This window comes from Advenella sp. S44, assembly GCF_002810445.1.
GTDB lineage: Bacteria > Pseudomonadota > Gammaproteobacteria > Burkholderiales > Burkholderiaceae_B > Advenella.
Genome location: NZ_NEXS01000001.1, coordinates 321,749 through 341,228, shown reverse-complemented (window position 1 = coordinate 341,228; position 19,480 = coordinate 321,749). Strand labels below are relative to the sequence as shown.

Here is a 19,480-nt window from a genome sequence, read left to right as displayed (position 1 = left end):
TATCAATGCTTTATTGTGAAATTGCCATTGTCCTGGGCGTCAGCGTAGCGATAACTGCCGTACCTGCCAGTCTTCAAGACTCCAGACCTGAGACTTGAGTTCAACGGCGTGAGCTGAGCCCAGTACCGGCGTCACCAGCTCATCATATTTATCATTAAGTTCCTGGTCGCTTAGCGGGCATTCCGGATCGCCTTTGCGGTCCTGCGCATAATGCTCATGACGCTTGCCGTTGTTCATCTCGATCGTCACACGCGCAGAGCGGTGACGTGGAAACGCGGCGGTCAGCGAGTCATCGGCAGCCACATTGATTTTTTTCATGAGAGCACGCGTGGCTTTGTCATTGAGCCGTTCGCTATTGAAGGCGTCCAGTCTGACAGACCCTTGACGCAAGGCATGAGCAACCACATAGGGCAAGCTGAATTTGCCTTCGAATGCTGTCCGCGGGTCGGCATTGCCGGTAACGTTGATAGCGGTTTGATAGGTTGCAATCTTGATCGATGCGATATCATCCGCCCGTATCCCGTGCGCCTGCTGCAGGGCAAGGGCAGCATCAATGGAAGCAAAGGTATGCCCGCAACAGCCATGATTTTTCTGGGTGATGCGCGTAATGTTATAGTCCGTGCCAAGACCGGCGGTTACGAGTGACAAGTTCAGAGAACCGCCCAATGCCGCGGCAAAGCCTGTCTCGCCTTCCAGAATATCAGCCACACCGGTAACGCCAGCTGCTGCCGCTGTACCCGACCGTATACCCACGGCAGCAGCGTGGCCGGCATGCAAAGCCTTGGTCATGGCATCCGAGCGAAACGCCTGTTGCAATCCGGCAGCAAAAGTGGCGGCAGTGGCGATGGCGTGTTGCATCACGCTCTGATCGCCGGGCGCATACAATGCTGCCACAGCTGCTGCCGCCCCAATGCTGCCTACCGTTCCGGTGGTATGAAAATAGCGATAGTGCGCCGGCTGAACCGCCGCGCTCAGTCTAGTGGATATTTCATAGCCCACCACAATGGCTGTCATAAAATCCAGCCCACTACAGTCTCGCGTATCCGCCGCCGCGAGCGCTGCCGAGATAACAGGGCAACCCGGGTGATAGACGCCATCACGGAAAATATCGTCAAACTCGACTGTATGCGACACGCTGCCATTAATCCACGCCGCTGTTGCCGGAAACGTGGTGGTGCCAAACCCCGGCAGGCGGGCATGGCCGGCTCCGACTTCATCGGCATGCGCCCTGACCAGTTCTACACCGGGGGACATTCGCGCGCCGGGATACAGGGCTGCCAGCCAGTCAAGTACTGCACGTTTCGTATGATGACGTACCGGAGCGGTTAGCGTACGTTCTCCGCTTTCTCGGGCACCGTATTGAGCAAGTTCGTGTATGAGCATGGATCGCTTTGTATGTGAAGGCAGCCATTGGGCCGCGAACAAATGTAAGCATCCATTCTAGGCATACCCGGCAACTGCGCTTTGAAAGATTGTGAACGCTGCTATCTCATCTTGTGCAAGGAGCACCTCCGACAGTCGGGAGACATGAGTTGGCCGCGTTGCGTATGAAGAATTCCAATCGCGCAACCGGCGATGCGCCATGGGAAGCGCTGTGCGAAATTCTCCAGCGGCCCGATCTTTATCTTGATCCGCGTCTGAAAACCAATAATGACCGTGTGCTCGCGCGTAAATTGGCTGATTCCTCAATTGGGAGCAACGCTCAAAGGTATGCAGGCCGAATCGCTTGCTCCTGTTTTTGAGGCGCGGCAAATCCCGTTCGCCTACATCACTAAGCCTGAAGAGTTGTTCGACGACCCGCACTTGCAGCAAAGCGTTGGGCTCGGCCGCCAGGTACTGGAAGACGGATCAGAAACGCCCATGCCGCTACTGCCGATTAGTATTGACGGCGAGCGTTTGTAGCCTCGGCTTCCAATTGCGCGCATAGGCGAACACACCGAGAACGTACTGCGTGATCTGGGATGCGAGGCCGCCGAGATTGCGCGCCTGGCAGCGGCCGGGGTGCTAAAAGTCTCGTGATAGACAGAGCCTGTATGGCAAAGGTGGTCATATCGTCATTGTCATCAAATAGCCAGTCCTGCTGATTTCGCCAGAGACAGGCCACCAAGAGGACATCAGGCGCAAGGGCAGCACTTATGCACTTATACACTTATGCAAACAGGCATTGCGCCGATTCATTGCTTGCCTGCTTTATCCTGGATGTCTGCAGCGTAGCCAGCCTGTCGCGCTATTGCCTGCAATCCGGCAATCGTAAACGTGTGCATGTGACGGGCCATGTCCTGGACGGTATGCATATAGAGTGGCTGTATCGGGGTCGTGATGCGCCGGTCCAGCATCAGCAGCGTGATGACCGGTCCGATGACACTCAATACGGAGCGCAGCAACTGCGGATCAGTCAACTGCATGCCGGTCAATTCCATGATGACGTCCCGCAAGACCTCGAACTTGGGCAGCGTATCTTCTTCCATTATTTGCGACAACAGCGGCGATGGCGCCAGCAACTCTCGCGCCCATAAGCGTATATGCCAGCTTTTGGCATCATAGGTCGCGCGCAACAGTCCTTCTATCAACAGATAGAGTTTGTCCGAAGGCGGCGCCGCGCTATGGCCGATCTGCCGCACAAAATCCAGGCTCATGACTTCGCGATGCACTTCCTTGAGCAGGACCAGATACAGGCCGTCCCGACTGCCGAAATGATAGTTCACAGCTGCCATGTTGACGCCAGCGGCCTCGCAGATCGCCTTGCTGGTCGTATCGGCGTAGCCACGTTCGGCAAACAGCGTGCCGGCCTGCGCGATGATATGCCGTACTGTTGCATCGCCGTCGCTGCGGCTGGCGCGGCCACTGCGAACGCTGGAAGAGGCAAAGGTCGAGGAAGCGGCCGATTCGGGGCTTTTGCTGCGGTAGCGGTTTTTTGCAATCATGATATCTGTAAGAAATATTACAACTGTGCTTTACATAGAATTCAAATTTGAATTAGAATTATAACTCATTTGCTCTTGCCCAACACTGGGTGTGGACGGATTATTTCAATCATGAATAAAAAAATTGCAGTTGTAGTCGTTCTTGCCGTAAGCGCCATTGCAGCAGGCGCATGGTGGTTTTATGGGCGCCCATCCCCGACAGCCGATCATTTGACGCTCTATGGCAATGTCGATATCCGGCAGATCTCACTGGCTTTTGAAAACAGCGACCGGGTACGTGAAATGCGGGTTGAGGAAGGCGACAGCGTGAAGGCAGGTCAGATACTGGCTACGCTGGACACCCGCCGGTTGGCGCTACAAGCCGATCAGGCCAAGGCGCAGGTTGGCGCACAGGAGCAGGCTTTATTGCGACTGAAAAACGGCACCCGCCCCGAGGAAGTAGACCAGTTGCAAGCCCAGGTGAGGGCTGCGCAGGCCGAAGCCAGGCAAGCGCAGATCCGCCACAACCGTTTGAAAGACATTGCGAAGCGCTCCGGTGGTCAGGCGATCAGTAAACAGGAAGTGGACGATACGCTGGCCTCGGCCCAGGTCGCCCAGGCTCAGCTTGAAAATCAGCGCAAGGCCCTCAAGCTGGCCCAGATCGGGCCTCGTGATGAGGATATCGCCCAGGCACAGGCGCAGTTGGCGGCGGCAAAAGCCAATCTTGCGCTGCTGGAACATCAATTGACACTGGCTGTCCTGAAATCCCCCACCAATGCAATTGTCCGCGCACGGTTGCTGGAACCTGGCGATATGGCCTCCCCGGTCAAGCCCGCCTATACCCTGGCGTTGACCTCGCCTAAATGGGTTCGGGCGTATGTGAACGAAGTGCAGCTCGGGCATGTCAAGCCCGATATGCCAGCTGCAATCATAACTGACAGCCATCCGGATGAAACCATCTCCGGGCGCGTTGGATATATTTCACCTGTGGCAGAATTTACGCCAAAGAATGTACAGACTGAAGAACTTCGCACCAGCCTGGTCTACGAAGTGCGTATTTTAGTTGACGATCCGCAGAACCGGCTGCGCCTTGGCATGCCGGCTACCGTCAATATTGCACTTGACAAGGCGGTACCGGATACTCAAAACCGGCTGTCGTCCGGAGCTAACAAGTGACCAGCCGCGATCCCGCAACTGACGTCAACGCTATCGCAGCACCGGATGGTCGCTTTACCGAAACGACAGACGATCTGGCACACAATGCTAATCTTGCCGTTAGCGCCGACGGGATCAGCAAGCGTTTCAAGGTAAAGGAAACAGGTTCCACGGTACAGGCATTGAACAACGTGGATGTGCAGGTGGCGACGGGCCAGCTTACGGCGATTGTCGGTCCCGATGGAGCTGGCAAAACCACGTTTCTCAGGCTGGTGTCGGGATTGATGCGCCCTGATACCGGCGCCTTGCAGGTATTGGGTATTGACGTTATTCGCAATCCGCAGGCAGTGCAGGATCGCATTAGCTATATGCCGCAAAAATTCGGCCTGTATGAAGACCTGAGTGTGCAGGAAAACCTTGATCTGTATGCCGATCTGCATGGCGTTGCGCATGACGTGCGCCGGGATCGTTTTGCCAATCTGCTGGACATGACGGATTTGAAGCGGTTTACCGCGCGCCTGGCCGGCAAACTGTCAGGCGGCATGAAACAAAAACTGGGCCTGGCCTGCACGCTGGTCCGATCGCCCCAGTTGTTGCTATTGGACGAGCCAACTGTTGGCGTGGACCCGCTGTCGCGTCGCGAATTATGGGAAATCGTGCAGCAATTGCGTGAGCGGGAAAATCTGTCGGTACTGTTGACGACAGCGTATCTGGATGAAGCAGAACGCTGCGCCCGAGTATATGTGCTGCATGAAGGCCAGCTGCTTTCCAGCGGTCCACCTGAAAAGACCAGTGAACACGCTCATGACCTGTGCTATCTGGTGACGCCGGCCGACAATGAGCATCCGCGCCAGTTGCAGGCACAGCTGTTGGATAACACGGCCGCAGTCATTGACGCCGTGCCCGAAGCGGGCGATGTCCGCGTCATTCGGCGCCCCGGATCCGAACTATCGCAACTGCAATTGAACGGACGAAAGCTGGAGCCGGCACAGGCAAGACTGGAAGACGGCTTCATGGTCTTACTGCGCACCGGCGCCAACGAGGATGTCGACACCGCGCCCATCACGCATTCCGAAAATCCGAATACAGCCCCTGGTAAAGCTGATAGTGCCGGCAACACAGAAGCTGTCCAGCAGACAAACCGGGAGGCACCTGCGGGCGCGGTCGGTCAAACACAGATGGCGCAGTCCCCTCATACTGGGCACGCCGGTCATAGGGAGCAACCTTCTCACAGGGACGAGACCTCTTACCGGGAAGATATCTCCAATAAAGAGCATGCCGCTTACAGAGAGAAAGCCATGCATACGGAGCCAGGAACAACATCCGCTGAAGCAGACAACAGTATCGTGATTGACGTCAAAGATCTGGTCAGAAAATTCGGGGATTTCACAGCCGTGGATAGCACGACCTTCAATGTCAAACGTGGTGAGATTTTTGGTTTGCTTGGCCCCAACGGCGCCGGCAAAACCACGACCTTTCGCATGCTTTGCGGGCTGCTGCCAGCCAGCAGTGGTCATGCCGAAGTGGCCGGTATGGACATGCGCAAGGTGCGCGCCGTCGCCCGGCAGCGTATTGGTTATGTTTCACAGAAGTTCGCCCTGTATGGCAACCTGTCAGTGATGGAGAATCTGCGTTTTTTCGGTCGCGCCTATGGACTGATGGGCAAGCGGCTGTCCCAGCGCATTGCCGCGGTCACCAGGCAGTTCGAACTGCAAAGTTACGAGAAAATGCCGGCAGGCCAATTGCCGGGTGGCATCAAGCAACGCCTGGCCATGGCCGTCGGGCTGCTGCATGAGCCCGATGTGCTGTTTCTGGATGAGCCAACCAGTGGTACCGACCCCCTGGCTCGTCGAGGCTTCTGGCAGCGCATTACCCGGCTTGCCGGTGGCGGAACCACAATTGTGATTACAACGCATTTTATGGAAGAAGCCGAATATTGCGACCGTATTGTTATTCAGGATGCCGGCAAACTCGTTGCCTATGGCACACCTGATCAAGTGCGTGCGCAGGCAGGCGGGACTGACAGAATGACCATGGAGGCTGCCTTCATCCGTATCGTCGAGCAGGGACGCAGCGAACGCAGCAACAGCAAGAAGGTGGCGGCATGAACAGAAAGTCGCAATCTGCAGCTACCGCACAACCCGGGCGCACTGGGGGCTTCTGGCTGCGCCTGGTGTCATTGACACGGAAGGAGTTTCGGCAGTTGTGGCGTGACGCCAGCAACCTGATGATTGGTATCGGCCTGCCGATAGCGCTGATTCTTATTTTTGGATATGCGCTAACCTTTGACGTACGCGACGCGCGTGTGGCGATCGTGCAGGAAGACGCCTCGCCCGTGGCGCAAAGCCTGGTGTCCAGTCTGGAGTTATCCGAGTATTTTTTGCCGCTCAGAGTGACATCCATGCACGAAGCCACCGAGATGATGAAAGCGCATGAAACCGACGCCATCCTCAGAATTCCGTCCGATTTCGCACGCCGTCTTTCTGTCGGCGATGCCCAGGTACAAACCCTGCTGCTTGGGTCAGATCCGACGCGCGCCAGCGCCATCAGAAGCTATCTGGACGGTGCGGTAGCCATATGGGGGCAAAAGCAGGCCTCGCGCAGCCTTAGCCCCGCAACACAAGGTTCGGTGCTCATCGTCGATCGCATGTGGTTCAACGCCGCCAACAACAGTACGTGGTATCTGGTGCCAGGTCTTATTGCACTTATCATGACGCTGGTCGGAACCTTTTTGACTGCGCTGGTCATGGCTCGTGAATGGGAGCGCGGTACGATTGAGGCCCTGTTTGTCACCCCGGTGCATCCTGTCGAAATTCTTATCGCAAAAATCATCCCCTATTTTTTTATCGGCCTGCTGGGGCTGGTCATGTGCGTGGTCACGGCCCGCGTCCTGTTCGATGTACCAATTTACGGATCAATGTGGGTGTTGGTACTGGCCTCCATGTTGTACATGTTTGTCTCCCTGGGCATCGGCCTGTTGATCTCTGCCATGACCAAAAACCAGTTTTTGGCCAGTCAGGTTGCCCTGCTGGCGAGCTTTCTTCCGGCCATGATGCTGACCGGATTTATCTTCGATCTGCGCAATGTGCCCACAGCGGTTTACGTGATCGGCCAACTGGTTCCGGCAACCTATTTTCTTGAGCTGGTCAAATCGCTTTTCCTTGCCGGTAATTACTGGCCCATGATCATCAAAAACTGCAGTGTGTTGGCGGTCTATGCCGTCGTCCTGCTCGGGCTGGCGCGTTTTGTCACCCGCAAGAGACTGGATTGAACCCTATGCTGGCCTTTTTTTACTATCTGCTACGCTTGGCCAATCTCTGCCAAAAGGAATTCGTTGCAGTGCTCAAGGATCCGGCCAATCGGGTCATTCTGATCGTGCCGCCCATCCTGCAAAGTCTGCTGTTTGGCTATGCTGCCAATTTCGATCTGACCAACGTTCCCTATGCCGTGCTGGATGAAAGCCGCGGTGGTGCATCAACGGAGTTGATTGCACGTTTTGACGGTACCGGGGTTTTCCATCGGGTAGCGACACTTGATTCTGCCAGCCAGATTTCAGATGTGATCGATACCGGTTCAGCCCTGCTGGTGGTGCATTTCAGTCCTGACTTCGAACGCCTGCTGTCGGCCGGCCATACCACACCTTTGCAGGTCATTCTGGATGGCCGTAACTCAACGACAGCGGGAACTGCGGCCGGGCAGTTGCAGGCCATCATATCGGCGTATAACCAGCGCGACGGGCACGACCAGGCCAAGCCGGCAGTGACTGTCATGTCACGCGCCTGGTACAACCCGAATCTGGAGTCACGCTGGAATATTGTGCCGGCGCTAATCGCCTCACTCAGCATGATACAGACCATTATGCTGGCGGCACTTTCCGTGGCGCGAGAGCGCGAGCAAGGCACGTTCGATCAATTGCTAGTCACTCCGTATACCCCGCTGCAGATCATGATCGGCAAGGCGCTGCCGTCCATTGCCATCGGACTCTCGCAAGCGATGCTGGTGCTGACGATTTCACTATACTGGTTTGATATTCCCATGGCCGGCAGTTTTTGGGCGCTTTTTCTGGCTATGCTGATGTTCATGATCACCATCGTCGGGATAGGCCTGTCGATCTCAGCCTTGTCTGCGAATATGCAACAGGCTATGCTTTACACGTTTGTACTGATCATGCCACTGACTCTGCTGTCGGGACTGGCGACGCCGATTAGCAATATGCCGCATTTCATGCAAATGGCCACATATGCCAATCCGCTTCGTTTTGCCATAGACCTGGTGCGAAGAATTTATCTGGAAGGCGCTCCACTGACACTGTTGTGGCATGACTTTATTCCATTTGTGGCAATCACACTGGTGACCATGCCGCTTGCCGCGTGGCTATTTCGCAATAAGCTGTAAGCAGGATAATGAACGCGAGCACACCACCCACTGTCAGCCGGCTATCCGGCAATGGCGCGCTCTTGATGGTGCATGCTGATAGTCTGAAAACTGCACCTTGAAATGGGCATCGTGAACCTGATAAGCGGTGGCTGCCGCCACGCGGACCTTTCCAGAATTTTTCAGGCGCTGACTGAAAATTGTTGACTGGAAATCGCTGCGCTGACACCGCCGGCCGGAAGCCGTTTATCCGAGACCGTTTATCCGAAACGAGTGACCGCAAGCCGTTAAGTGGCAATAAGAATGGCGTGGCCAGCCATCGCTGATCCACGCCAATAACATCCTGCTATTGATGATACTCAATGCAGGCGGTTCGCAATCAGGCAGTTGCCACGGCAGCAGCAGTTGCGTCCGTACTTTCAGCGGCAGTGGCATCCACCGGATGCACAGTTCTGGCGGTCAGCACCAGGCGATTCCAGCCATTGATTGCCACCAGCGCCAGTGTATAGCCGGCAATTTGTGCCTCGGTAAAAAACTCACGCATGGCATTGTAGTTTTCGTCGGGAGCACCCGTTTGCGAGACAAGCGTAATCGCTTCGGCCCAGGCAATAACCGCAAGCTCTTTCGGACTGAAAACCTGCGCTTCGCGCCAGACGCACAGCAAATCCAATTGTTGCGAATTGAGCCCATCCGCGCGCGCTTCCTGCAAGTGCATATTGACGCAGAATGTGCAGCCGTTGAGCTGGGAGGCGCGAATTTTAATCAAATGAATGAGCGATTTATCCAGATCAGGATTTTGCATGACGGCGCTTTCCAGCGCGCACATGGCTTTGTAAACAGCAGGAGCGGTTTTGGGAAAATCGTAACGGGCTTGCATTGTGAACTCCGAGAATGAGTATGACAGTTGATATATACAGAATTGGCAAATGGTATGTCCATCTGAGCTGACCATGGCATTCGGCATAATCGGCGTGGCGCCGCTAACGTTGCCTGTAATTCATGCCTTGACCACTATGGATGCATAGTAAAACAGCAAGCGGCCAGCCAAAAGGGCCAAGATTGATGATTTGCTATAGGCCATGACCGATCAGCCGGCTGCACTCCATGCCGATACCTTGGCACGCTCAAACGAACCAATATCCGCCACAAGCCGTGTCGAGCCCAGCAAACGGATTTGTCCTGAACCACCTATGATTCACAAGCCTGCCCGCAACAACGGCAGAATACGTTCACCCAATTGGCGAGCCGCGTCGCGCGAGGCGACATTAGTGAAACTCACGATCAGGCCATGCGTGACAGGCGGCTGCAAATACCAGCCCGAAAGACCATGCGCAAACATGCCCTGCTCGCAAATGCTCTGCGCAATCGCCACGTCGTGCATACCCGCACTGTCCCGTGGGCGCAGAATCAGGTGCATGCCGCCCGGCTGCAGCTCCACGCGCAATTGATCTCCCAATACGTCCATTAAACCGGCGGCCACCACTTCACGGCGCTCTGCATACAAGCGGCGCATACGTTGAATATGCCGACTGAAATGGCCCTCTTTCATGAAGGCAGTAACAATCGCCTGCACCAATGCCGGTGCGCCGCTTCCCAGTATCTGCACTGCGTTGTCAAACCGCGTCACCAATCCTTGCGGGACAACACAGTAAGCCAGACGAAGACCGGGAAACATGACCTTGCTGAATGTGCCCGAATAAATCACCCTGCCCTCGCCATCCAGGCTTTTGAGCGCGGGCAATGGGCGACTCAGATAACGGTACTCGCCGTCATAATCATCTTCGATAATCCAGGCATCATTTTGCGCGGCCCAGTCCAGCAAGGCCAGGCGCCGCGCCAGCGATAGCGACACACTCAAGGGGCTCTGGTGCGCAGGCGTGACCACTGCCAGACGGGCATCGGCCGCAAGCTGTTTACCGCGTTCTACACAGATACCTTCATCATCAACAGGGACCGGGACCAGCGAGATGCCCGCATTTCTGAGTAAATCTTTTGTCGGTCCATAACCCGGATCTTCGACCCACGCCTTGTCCCCCGCCACCAGCAACGTGCGCGAGACCAGATCGATGGTATCCCGATATCCCGAGGTAATAAATACTTGTTGCGGAACGCAATCGATGCCGCGCGACACTCGCAGATAGCCGGCAATGGCCTCGCGTAGTGTTGTGGCGCCGCCTAAGGATGGATAAACCATGTCCTCTGTCTGCGTGCTACGTGCACAGCGAGCGGCCAGACGGGCCCAGATTTTGCGCGGAAAGGCGTCCAGCGCTGGCAGTCCCATCTGAAATGGCGCAATTGGTGGATACTGTGGCAGGGCGGCCAGCGATATAGAAACTGGCTTGCCAGGCAACGGTGTGCCGCCAAGATGTTCGAGCCCGGGCATGACCACCGTTCCGGCCTGCCCGCGCGCCTGCACATAACCTTCAGAGGCCAGCAAACTATAGGCAGACTCAATCGTGCCACGCGCCAGGCCCAATTCTTTTGCCAGCGCACGCGCCGCAGGGATCCGCTGGCCCGGCGATATCAATCCATCTGCGATGGCATTGCGCAAACGCAGATAAATCTGCTGGTACAAAGGCATACTGGCCTGAGGATCCAGGGACGATAAACCATAGCGCTGTGTCTGATTCATGGACTAGTCCGTATTTTAATTCTTGGCTCTTTAGATTATGGCATAACAGTATTACGATTCCTTCCAAGACATCTATCACATTTGAAAAGGAATTCGTAAATGACACAAGCAGTTCAAAGCACCGTCGCTAACCCGAAGTCGGACACCACTGAGACGCCTGGCAAATTGGATACCACCCGCTTGGCGCACTTGGAAAACGAAAACCAGATTCTTGCGGCCTTTACTGTCGTACAACAATTGCGTCCACATCTGACAGATGCGCAAGATATGCTTGAACGCGTGCAACGGATGCAGCAAAATGGCTACCGCATGCTTGCCATCTGGGATAACACAGATGTGATTGCGCTTGCAGGCTATCGCATGCAGGAAAACCTCATCTACGGTCCATTTCTGTATGTCGACGACCTGGTTACCCTGGACACAGCCAGAGGCCAGCGCTGTGGCGCTAGGCTGCTGCACGCGCTGCAGACCATAGGCATTGATGCGGGGTGTGCTCGTCTTGTTCTTGATACCGGCCTGGCCAATTCGCTTGCACAGCGATTTTATTTCCGCCAGGGTTTGTTGAGCACCGGCATGCATTTTGGCATGGCGCTATCGGCCGTCGGCTAAGTCATTTCGGTCTATATGTCTCATGAAGAAAATAGCTCTGGATTACAATAATCACAATTGTGATAACGATTTATTATTACTATCTTCCAAGCCATCTGTTTAACAAGCATCGAACACGGAACGCTTATGAAATTATTGCATTTAACGTTCAGCCCGCGTGGCGAAGAATCGGAAAGCACTCAGCTATCCCAGGCCATTGTGGATCGGCTCTGCAGCCAGCACCTGGTAAGCCGCATCATCCGGCGCGATTGGCGCTTGCACGCCGCATCCGCCATCGACGCCGACTATGCCAACGCACTGGCCAATGCCGCCGGCAACAACGGCGAGCGTTCGTCATCTGAAGGATCGATGGAAGAATCAGAAAGACTGATATGCGAACTTGAAGAAGCTGATCTGGTTGTCATTGGCACGCCGATGCACAACTTTACAGTCCCTGCCTCGCTCAAGACCTGGATAGACCTTGTGGTGCGCATCAATCGCAGTTTCACTATCACGCCAGCTGGAAAAGTGGGTACGTTGAAGAGCAAGCCGGTATATATTGCGATTGCATCCGGCGGATTTTTTGGCAGCGACCGCAGCCGCCAGCCGGATTTTCTGACGCCCTATCTGAAAGCCATTCTGGCAACGATCGGATTGCACGATCTGCGATTTTTTTCAGCGCAGGGAATGGCGCTGGAGATAAATATCGTTAAAGCACAACGGCAGGCTGCGCACGATCAGGCCACCAATATCGACACTACCATAGCCGCATCTAGAGTGGCATGAAGACAGTAATGAAGATTAACTTGCGCTCGCCATACGCAAGGCCGAGATTCTTATGACCGCCCATGGAGTCATCTCATGACTGGATTGAATCGTCTTGGGATACATCCCAATCATTCGGACGTGCATCGCCAGTCTCGTAGAACTCGGGCTCGCTGCTTGATGTCAGCCAATAGCGCTGGATCATCGGCCGTTAGGGCGCATTCATGCCTCTCCCCCGCTGGTGCTCTTGAGCGCAGCCGGCTCTGTCAGGGATTTAGGTTGCTTGTCATCAATGTCCGTCGCAAAGGAAAAGACATGAAGGCGACGTCCAAGGAACAACGGCCTTATCCAGAAAAGAAAAGGCCACCTACTTGGAACCAAGCCTGCGCGTCATAAGTGGGTGACATAGTCTGTATCTCCAAATTCGCCAGTAAACAGAGATCCCTTTTATTATTTTTCGAGGATTCTTGCCAAATCAGCAGACGTCGATGAATTCCCATCGACCCCACCTTACTTCCCAATACAAAAATTCGAAAAGATTTCACCCAGCAAATCATCGCTGGAAAATTGGCCCGTAATACTCCACAGCGACTCATGCGCCAGCCGCAATTCCTCGGCGAACAGATCCAGCACACGGTCGTTTTGTGCCGCATGCTCCTTGGCATTAAGCAAATGTTGCGCGGCATTTTGCAGCGCTTGCAGATGCCGCTCGCGTGCCAGCCAGGGTGATTCGGCACCCGGGTTCCAGCCGGCAATCTGTAGCAGTTTGCTGCGCAGCACGTCCAGGCCGGTTTCATGGACGGCAGAGATCAGAATACGCGAAACTTCGTGTGTACTGGCTGTGTTGCCATTTGCTGAAGGACGGGCTATCAGCGCTTTTAGCGCCGCGTCATCAAGCAGGTCGATCTTATTGAAGACTTCCAGCACAGGGGTGCGTTGCGGCAGCCTGCGTGTAATACCGACATCCAATTCGTCGTTTGGTGTGCGCGCATCCTGCAGGTGAATAATCACATTTGCCTTTTCTATCTCTGCCCAACTGCGCGCGATGCCAATACTTTCCACGGTGTCGTCAGTGTCGCGAAGGCCTGCCGTATCGACAATATGGATGGGCACGCCTTCAATATGGATCTGCTGCGTGACCTTGTCGCGCGTGGTGCCGGCAATCGGCGTGACAATGGCTATATCGTCGCCTGCCAGGGTATTCAGCAGGCTGGATTTGCCGACATTCGGCTGGCCCGCCAGCACAACGTGCAAGCCTTCGCGCAGAATCATGCCCTGGCGCGCCTGCCGCACCAGTTCTGCCATGTCGCCAATAATACCGCCCAGGGTTTCGCGCGCCTGGTATTTTTCCAGAAATTCGATTTCTTCTTCGGGAAAGTCGAGCGTCGCCTCTACCAACATGCGCAAATGAATGATTTGATCCGCCAGACTGTTGACCTGTGCAGAAAAGGAACCGCTCAAAGAAGCCATGGCGCTGCGCGCTGCAGCCTCTGAGGAAGCGTCAATCAGGTCGGCCACGGCTTCGGCCTGTGCCAGATCCAGGCGGTTGTTCAGAAAAGCGCGCTGCGTAAATTCGCCGGGCTCGGCGTGGCGCATGCGCAGCGACGCGCCCACCTGCAGGCAACGATCGAGTATGCGTTTCAAAACCGCCGGACCACCGTGCCCTTGCAATTCCAGCACATCCTCGCCGGTATAGGAATGCGGGGCACGGAAATACAGGGCGATGCCTTCGTCAATGGGCTCGCCTTTGCTGTCGCGAAATGGCAGAAAATAGGCATGGCGCGCCGCCAGCTCGCGCCCAAATAGTTGCGAGATCAGCCCGGTCAAATCGGGTCCTGAAATACGGATGACGCCTATACCGCCGCGTCCTGGCGCGGTTGCGATAGCGGCAATAGGATCGTTGGCAGGTGCAGACATAGGCGAAATATCAGTGAAGTTGGCCTATTATATCGGTTATTTGAAGGGCCGATCCTCAAACCTGGCGGGCAAATCAGGCATGTTGGGCAAAGAAAAATGCCTTGCAAAGGTAATAGGCGATCAGCGGTTCATTCTCATCCCGGCAATGGGCGGCTTTCACCTCTGAAACAGGTTTATACCTGCGAACCATAGACTTTTCTGTAAATAGTGATAGAATTAAATCTCAGCCACTTGCCCGCACGTTGTGCGGGCATTTTTTTCGCCTGTATTCTGGTCTGTGTCGTGCGCCCTACCCTACAGCGCTGTCACGCGCGCCCGAACCGCTTTACATCATAGGGCGCTGCGTCAAATCCCGGATCTTGACCAGTCATCAAATCTGCCACCAGTTTGCCAGTCACAGGCCCTAGCGTAAATCCATGATGGGCATGGCCAAAAGCCATCCACAAACCACGATGGCGATATGCCGCCCCAATGACAGGCAGCATATCTGGAAGACAGGGTCTGGCGCCCATCCAGGGCGTCTTTTCGACCGGCTCTCCAAGATTGAGCATCTGTGCTGCCTGGATCCGAGCTTTTGTCATTTGTACCGGAGAGGCGCGTCCATCCCTGCGTGCAAGCTCGACACCGGTCGTCAATCGAATGCCGTTTGTCATTGGAGATAACACAAAGCCGTTTTCCACATCGACAACAGGATGCGTCAGCGTAGCGCTATCGTGCGCCTTGAAGTGCTGATGGTAGCCTCGCTTTACCGCAACCGGGACTCGATATCCCAATGGTTTGAGCAAATCGCCCGACCACGGACCCAATGCAATGACAGCCTCACGCGCCTGCAATTGGCCGGCTTCCGTGTCGACAGTCCAAGACGTCTCACGTTTGGCAAGCGTGAGCGCATCGCCCCGCAGCAATCGGCCACCGCGCTGTACGAAAAGCGCCGCATAACCGCTGACCACGGCGCCGGGATCGCTGACCGTTACCGGATCCAGCCAGTGAATCGCGCCGGCCATGATCGGCTTCAGATGCGGCTCTTGAGCCGCCAGATCTTGCTGGTCAAGCACGCGATAACGCAAGCCATAGGGTTTCAGTTTGTCGGCGTCCGCTTGCGCTCGCGCGAGCCACGCCGGGCTGCGCAGGCACTCGATCCAGCCGGTACGACGAAACAGATGATCCACTTGCGCAACTTGTGCCAGTTCGTCGTGCTCCACGACACTGCGTTCAATCAAGGGCAACATATGCGCTGCAGCCTGTGCAAGCCGTTGCGGCGACGAATGCCACCAGTAACGTGCAAGCCATGCTGCAATTTGCGGCAGAAATAGCGGCTGATAGCGAACTTCGGTCCTCCGGTTAAAAGCATAGGACAGCAGCAGACGGATATCCCGTGGAAACGCATACGGTATAACACTGGATCGCTCTATCAGACCGGCGTTGCCAAAGCTCGTTTCCATACCCGGCTCGCGCCTGTCCAGCAGCACAACATCGCGCCCCCTGGCCTGCAGATGCAGGGCAATAGACACGCCGACAATGCCGGCGCCTAGTACAACGACATCCGCTTTCAAACGTGCTGCTCCCTGCCCGCTTGCGAGCGATAGTGGATCGGGCAGGTTCTGAGTTTGCGGGTTATTGTCATCATCATTTCCTGAAATCTTTATTCCTCGTGCAATTGCAGTTGCTATTAACATACCGCGACGATACCGCGTTCTGACGACCCGGGTCACCGGGCATCGTCCCGTCTTCGTTGTGCGGTCAATCGGCCTGGAATCTCCATCGTGTTTTTACACCGCCGGCGGGCGTAATTTCCAGCAGTGGAATTGCTGACAGCAACTCACGCGTATAGGCGTGCCTGGGAGCGTCAAAGATGTCGTCGCGACTGCCTTGCTCAACAATCCTTCCTTTTTGCATCACGGCTACGCGATCGGCAACCTGCTCCACGACAGCCAGGTCATGGCTGATAAACAGGCAAGAGAAGCCGTAATGCTTTTGCAGTTCCGAAAACAGGCTCAGTATCTGGGCACGCACGGTCACGTCCAGTGCTGACACCGGTTCGTCGGCAATCACAAATTTTGGCCGTCTGGACAATGCACGCGCAATGGCGATTCGTTGTCGCTGTCCGCCCGATAGTGCATTCGGATAGCGATCGGCATATTCCCGGGCAGGCAGGCCAACCTCTTCCAGCACCTCGTCAATCCGCCGGTTTCTGGCTCGATCATTCATGTCTGGCATAGTACGCAACGACTCTTCGAGCAGCTTGCGCACCGTCATTCTTGGATCCAGCGAAGAATAGGGATCCTGAAATACCATCTGGCAATCGTGTCGGTAGCGCTGCCAGGTTGCACTGGCCCGATCAACAGGATCACCGTCAAATGCGAGCTGACCACTGGTTTTTTTGAGCAGGCCTGCAATGGTCCAGCCCAATGTCGTTTTGCCGGATCCGGAACCGCCAACCAGTGCCAGTACCTCGCGAGGATGAATCTCCAGATCAATCCCGTGCAAGGCCCTGACACTCGGATTTTTTCTGAATAGAGCGCCGCGACCGGGATAATCGACCACGATTTGCTTTGCCTTTACGATGGGCGTCAGGCCCCGGTCAATCTGCCTGGCCGGGACGCGGCTAGGCAGGGAAGACAGCAGTTTTCGGGTGTAAGGGTGCTTCGGCGTGGCGATAATCTCGGCAGTGGAACCCTGTTCAACGATGCGGCCCCGTTCCATCACAATGATCTTGTCGGTGTAGCGGGCAACCATGGGCAAGTCATGGCTGATCAGCAAGACTGCTGTCTGTTGCTCGCGCGTGAGCTCGACCATCAATTCCAGAACATCACGCTGAACAATCGCATCCAGTGCGGTGGTCGGTTCGTCTGCGATCAGCAGTGCCGGTCTGACCAGCATGACAGCCGCCAGCATGATGCGCTGTCGCATGCCTCCGGAGAAATGATGCGGATAGGCCGTGAGTGATTTTTCGGGATCCTGGATTCCGATGCGCGTGAGCATCTGCAATGTCAGTTCATGGCGTCTGGCGGCTGTATAGTCGCTGTGAAGCGCCAGCCCTTCGTCCAGTTGACGGCCAATGGTCATGGATGGATTCAGCGACGTCATGGGTTCCTGAAATACCATTCCCACCTTGGCACCGCGCATCTGACGCAATTGTTTTGGCGGCATCGTCGTCACGTCGTGGCCATCAAACAGTATGCGACCCGCAATCCGCTGGATTGCCGGCGGCTCCAGGCGCATGATGGCACGCGCCGTCATGCTCTTGCCCGAGCCCGATTCGCCAACGATGCCGACAATCTGGCCGCGCATCATAGAAAAACCAATATCGTCAACCACCCGTTTCGCACCATGACGGGTTTCAAGCTGCAGGTGATTCACCTCCAAAAGCGGCGCCGCGTTCATGATTTCCCCTTAGAGTATGGATCAAGCTTGTCCTGCAATGCATCGCCCAGCAAATTAATACCAAGTAAGGTCAAGGATATACACACGCCAGGAAAGATGCCTAGCCAGGCGGCTTGCATCATAAACGGGCGGCTCCCGGCCAGCATATTGCCCCAGGTAGGCGCCGGCGGTGGCACACCCAATCCCAGGAAACTTAACGAGCTTTCGGCCAGCAGTACCCAGCCAAACATTGATGTGGCCAGCACCATCATGGGACCAAAGCAGTTGGGCAGAATATGGCGAAACAGGATGAAAATTTCGGAGTTACCCATAATGCGGGACGCGTGGACGAATTCCCTTTCCCGCAAGGGCAGCACGCTGCCGCGCACCAGCCGCAGAACCGAAGGCAGGTAGGCAATACCCAGTGCCACGATAATCCCGTATTTGTTGGCGCCCACGACCGCCAGCAGACCCAGTGCCAGCAAGATACCCGGAAATGCGAGCAAGGCGTCGGTAAAACACATCATGATGCGATCGACCCATCCCCGCATGTAACCGGCAATTAGCCCGAGCACGGTTCCTGCGACCATGGCGATCAATACGGTCATGAAACTGATGCCAACACTGGTGGTCGCGCCATACAGGATACGACTGAATGTGTCGCGACCGAACTCATCGGTGCCCAGCCAGTAAGTGCTGTCCGGGGCATGCAGTCGATGGGCGAAATCGGGCGTCATAGGATCAAACGGAGTCCAGACCGCACCCAGCAGGGCGGCCACCAGAATCGTTCCGCAAAGCAGGGAACCGAGCAATAGATTGGTGTTGGCGTTTAATTTCATGACACGGTAACTCGCGGATCGAAAATGGGGTAACACAGATCGACCAGAAGGTTGACCAGAACGTAGATCAGGGCAATGAACAACATACAGCCTTGGATCACTGGATAGTCGCGCGCGAAAATCGCATCAACCAGTAGGCGTCCCAGTCCGGGGATGGTGAACACCGTCTCGACCACCGCCACGCCACCCAGCAGATTACCCAGCACCAGACCGATCAGCGTCCAGGTGGGGCCGAAAGCGTTCTTGAACGTGTGGCGCCAAAGCACCACGCGTTCCGACAACCCCTTGGCCCTTGCGTGAGTCACATAATCAAGCCGCAAGACATCGAGTGTCGAGGCCCGCGCCATCCTGAGAACGACCCCGATCTCGTGCAGGAACAAGGTAGTAATCGGCATGATCAGATACAGTAATCCGCCGCGCCAGTCTTCCATGGGAGAGACGTAGCCAACTACCGGCAACCAGCCAAGATGAAGTCCAAAAAAAAGCAGAAACAACAGGCCCAACCAGAAAGTCGGAATCGAAAGCAGAAGCGTTGCGGTGCTAACGAGCACCGTGTCGGTCAGTTTGTTCTGGCGCCAGGCGGCAATCATCCCGGCGGGCACAGCAACCAGGCTGGCAAATACCACGGCACATAACACAATCGGTGCGCTGATGGTAAACCGCTGTAACACCAGCGATGTGACCGATTCGCCTGTCGAGATGGAGACGCCCAGGTCTCCGCTGAGCACATTGCCGAACCAGATCGCCATCTGCTCGGGCAGGCTACGGTCCAGGCCCAATTGCTTGTGTAACTCTTCCAGGCTGGCCGGATCGGCCATGTCGCCAAGCATAAGCGCTGCAGGGTCGCCCGGAATCAGGCGAATCAGCATGAATACTGTGACGCCGACAATCAATAGCGTGGGAATCGACATCGCCACACGGGCACATATAAACCGAAACATGGT

At 55.6% G+C, this 19,480-nt stretch carries 16 protein-coding genes; 7 read left to right on the top strand and 9 right to left on the bottom strand.

From position 1 onward, the window contains the following. Positions 1–39: 39 nt before the first annotated feature. Positions 40–1,383: an MmgE/PrpD family protein gene (locus CAP48_RS01575; RefSeq protein WP_100694690.1), complete on the bottom strand. Its 1,344-nt coding sequence runs from the start codon at positions 1,381–1,383 to the stop codon at positions 40–42. A gap of 267 nt (positions 1,384–1,650) precedes the next feature. On the opposite strand from CAP48_RS01575, the gene CAP48_RS20585 reads away from it, so the two are divergent. Then, complete coding sequence (locus CAP48_RS20585; protein WP_100694256.1) at positions 1,651–1,902, top strand: hypothetical protein; 252 nt, start codon at positions 1,651–1,653, stop codon at positions 1,900–1,902. Positions 1,903–2,174: 272 nt separating this feature from the next. On the opposite strand, the gene CAP48_RS20525 is transcribed toward CAP48_RS20585, so the two are convergent. Further along, on the bottom strand, positions 2,175–2,924 hold the full coding sequence (locus tag CAP48_RS20525) for a TetR/AcrR family transcriptional regulator (RefSeq protein ID WP_255411690.1): 750 nt from the start codon (positions 2,922–2,924) through the stop codon (positions 2,175–2,177). Positions 2,925–3,035: 111 nt separating this feature from the next. Between CAP48_RS20525 and CAP48_RS01560 the strand changes: the two genes are divergently transcribed. The 4 genes from CAP48_RS01560 to CAP48_RS01545 are packed head-to-tail and all read left to right on the top strand — an operon-like array spanning position 3,036 to position 8,453. Then, positions 3,036–4,079: an efflux RND transporter periplasmic adaptor subunit gene (locus CAP48_RS01560; RefSeq protein WP_100694255.1), complete on the top strand. Its 1,044-nt coding sequence runs from the start codon at positions 3,036–3,038 to the stop codon at positions 4,077–4,079. Further along, positions 4,076–6,166 carry an ATP-binding cassette domain-containing protein gene (locus CAP48_RS01555; RefSeq protein WP_100694254.1) on the top strand — a complete coding sequence of 697 codons (2,091 nt, stop codon included), beginning with the start codon at positions 4,076–4,078 and terminating at the stop codon, positions 6,164–6,166. Before CAP48_RS01560 ends, CAP48_RS01555 begins: the two co-directional genes overlap by 4 nt. Beyond that, on the top strand, positions 6,163–7,329 hold the full coding sequence (locus CAP48_RS01550) for an ABC transporter permease (protein ID WP_100694253.1): 1,167 nt from the start codon (positions 6,163–6,165) through the stop codon (positions 7,327–7,329). The genes CAP48_RS01555 and CAP48_RS01550 overlap by 4 nt, the downstream gene beginning before the upstream one ends. A gap of 5 nt (positions 7,330–7,334) precedes the next feature. Beyond that, positions 7,335–8,453 (top strand): ABC transporter permease, encoded by a 1,119-nt coding sequence (locus CAP48_RS01545; protein WP_100694252.1) that lies wholly within the window; start codon positions 7,335–7,337, stop codon positions 8,451–8,453. A gap of 358 nt (positions 8,454–8,811) precedes the next feature. On the opposite strand, the gene CAP48_RS01540 is transcribed toward CAP48_RS01545, so the two are convergent. Next, positions 8,812–9,309 carry a carboxymuconolactone decarboxylase family protein gene (locus tag CAP48_RS01540; RefSeq protein ID WP_100694251.1) on the bottom strand — a complete coding sequence of 166 codons (498 nt, stop codon included), beginning with the start codon at positions 9,307–9,309 and terminating at the stop codon, positions 8,812–8,814. Between the two features lie 318 nt (positions 9,310–9,627). Next, positions 9,628–11,064 carry a PLP-dependent aminotransferase family protein gene (locus tag CAP48_RS01535; protein ID WP_100694250.1) on the bottom strand — a complete coding sequence of 479 codons (1,437 nt, stop codon included), beginning with the start codon at positions 11,062–11,064 and terminating at the stop codon, positions 9,628–9,630. 99 nt (positions 11,065–11,163) lie between these two features. On the opposite strand from CAP48_RS01535, the gene CAP48_RS01530 reads away from it, so the two are divergent. Both CAP48_RS01530 and CAP48_RS01525 read left to right on the top strand, forming a co-directional pair. Next, a complete protein-coding gene (locus CAP48_RS01530; RefSeq protein ID WP_100694249.1) occupies positions 11,164–11,673 on the top strand; it encodes a GNAT family N-acetyltransferase in 510 nt (169 codons plus the stop codon). A gap of 126 nt (positions 11,674–11,799) precedes the next feature. Further along, complete coding sequence (locus CAP48_RS01525) at positions 11,800–12,438, top strand: FMN-dependent NADH-azoreductase (protein ID WP_100694248.1); 639 nt, start codon at positions 11,800–11,802, stop codon at positions 12,436–12,438. A gap of 489 nt (positions 12,439–12,927) precedes the next feature. On the opposite strand, the gene mnmE is transcribed toward CAP48_RS01525, so the two are convergent. From mnmE to CAP48_RS01500, 5 genes are all read right to left on the bottom strand, one after another. Next, on the bottom strand, positions 12,928–14,334 hold the full coding sequence (gene mnmE / locus CAP48_RS01520) for a tRNA uridine-5-carboxymethylaminomethyl(34) synthesis GTPase MnmE (RefSeq protein WP_100694247.1): 1,407 nt from the start codon (positions 14,332–14,334) through the stop codon (positions 12,928–12,930). 305 nt (positions 14,335–14,639) lie between these two features. After that, positions 14,640–15,887 (bottom strand): FAD-binding oxidoreductase, encoded by a 1,248-nt coding sequence (locus CAP48_RS01515; RefSeq protein ID WP_192871281.1) that lies wholly within the window; start codon positions 15,885–15,887, stop codon positions 14,640–14,642. Positions 15,888–16,074: 187 nt separating this feature from the next. Continuing rightward, on the bottom strand, positions 16,075–17,718 hold the full coding sequence (locus CAP48_RS01510; RefSeq protein ID WP_100694245.1) for an ABC transporter ATP-binding protein: 1,644 nt from the start codon (positions 17,716–17,718) through the stop codon (positions 16,075–16,077). Continuing rightward, positions 17,715–18,536, bottom strand: coding sequence for an ABC transporter permease (locus CAP48_RS01505; protein WP_100694244.1), 822 nt, complete (start codon positions 18,534–18,536; stop codon positions 17,715–17,717). Before CAP48_RS01505 ends, CAP48_RS01510 begins: the two co-directional genes overlap by 4 nt. Further along, positions 18,533–19,477, bottom strand: a complete 945-nt coding sequence (locus tag CAP48_RS01500) for an ABC transporter permease (protein WP_100694243.1) — start codon at positions 19,475–19,477, stop codon at positions 18,533–18,535. The genes CAP48_RS01505 and CAP48_RS01500 overlap by 4 nt, the downstream gene beginning before the upstream one ends. Positions 19,478–19,480 lie beyond the last annotated feature (3 nt).

What these genes read in the sequence shown, in the direction of transcription:
- CAP48_RS01575 (WP_100694690.1), bottom strand. Translation starts at nt 1,383, where the DNA reads ATGCTCATACACGAACTTGCTCAATACGGTGCCCGAGAAAGCGGAGAA.
- CAP48_RS20585 (WP_100694256.1), top strand. Translation starts at nt 1,651, where the DNA reads ATGACCGTGTGCTCGCGCGTAAATTGGCTGATTCCTCAATTGGGAGCA.
- CAP48_RS20525 (WP_255411690.1), bottom strand. Translation starts at nt 2,924, where the DNA reads ATGATTGCAAAAAACCGCTACCGCAGCAAAAGCCCCGAATCGGCCGCT.
- CAP48_RS01560 (WP_100694255.1), top strand. Translation starts at nt 3,036, where the DNA reads ATGAATAAAAAAATTGCAGTTGTAGTCGTTCTTGCCGTAAGCGCCATT.
- CAP48_RS01550 (WP_100694253.1), top strand. Translation starts at nt 6,163, where the DNA reads ATGAACAGAAAGTCGCAATCTGCAGCTACCGCACAACCCGGGCGCACT.
- CAP48_RS01545 (WP_100694252.1), top strand. Translation starts at nt 7,335, where the DNA reads ATGCTGGCCTTTTTTTACTATCTGCTACGCTTGGCCAATCTCTGCCAA.
- CAP48_RS01540 (WP_100694251.1), bottom strand. Translation starts at nt 9,309, where the DNA reads ATGCAAGCCCGTTACGATTTTCCCAAAACCGCTCCTGCTGTTTACAAA.
- CAP48_RS01535 (WP_100694250.1), bottom strand. Translation starts at nt 11,064, where the DNA reads ATGAATCAGACACAGCGCTATGGTTTATCGTCCCTGGATCCTCAGGCC.
- CAP48_RS01530 (WP_100694249.1), top strand. Translation starts at nt 11,164, where the DNA reads ATGACACAAGCAGTTCAAAGCACCGTCGCTAACCCGAAGTCGGACACC.
- CAP48_RS01525 (WP_100694248.1), top strand. Translation starts at nt 11,800, where the DNA reads ATGAAATTATTGCATTTAACGTTCAGCCCGCGTGGCGAAGAATCGGAA.
- mnmE (WP_100694247.1), bottom strand. Translation starts at nt 14,334, where the DNA reads ATGTCTGCACCTGCCAACGATCCTATTGCCGCTATCGCAACCGCGCCA.
- CAP48_RS01510 (WP_100694245.1), bottom strand. Translation starts at nt 17,718, where the DNA reads ATGAACGCGGCGCCGCTTTTGGAGGTGAATCACCTGCAGCTTGAAACC.
- CAP48_RS01505 (WP_100694244.1), bottom strand. Translation starts at nt 18,536, where the DNA reads ATGAAATTAAACGCCAACACCAATCTATTGCTCGGTTCCCTGCTTTGC.
- CAP48_RS01500 (WP_100694243.1), bottom strand. Translation starts at nt 19,477, where the DNA reads ATGTTTCGGTTTATATGTGCCCGTGTGGCGATGTCGATTCCCACGCTA.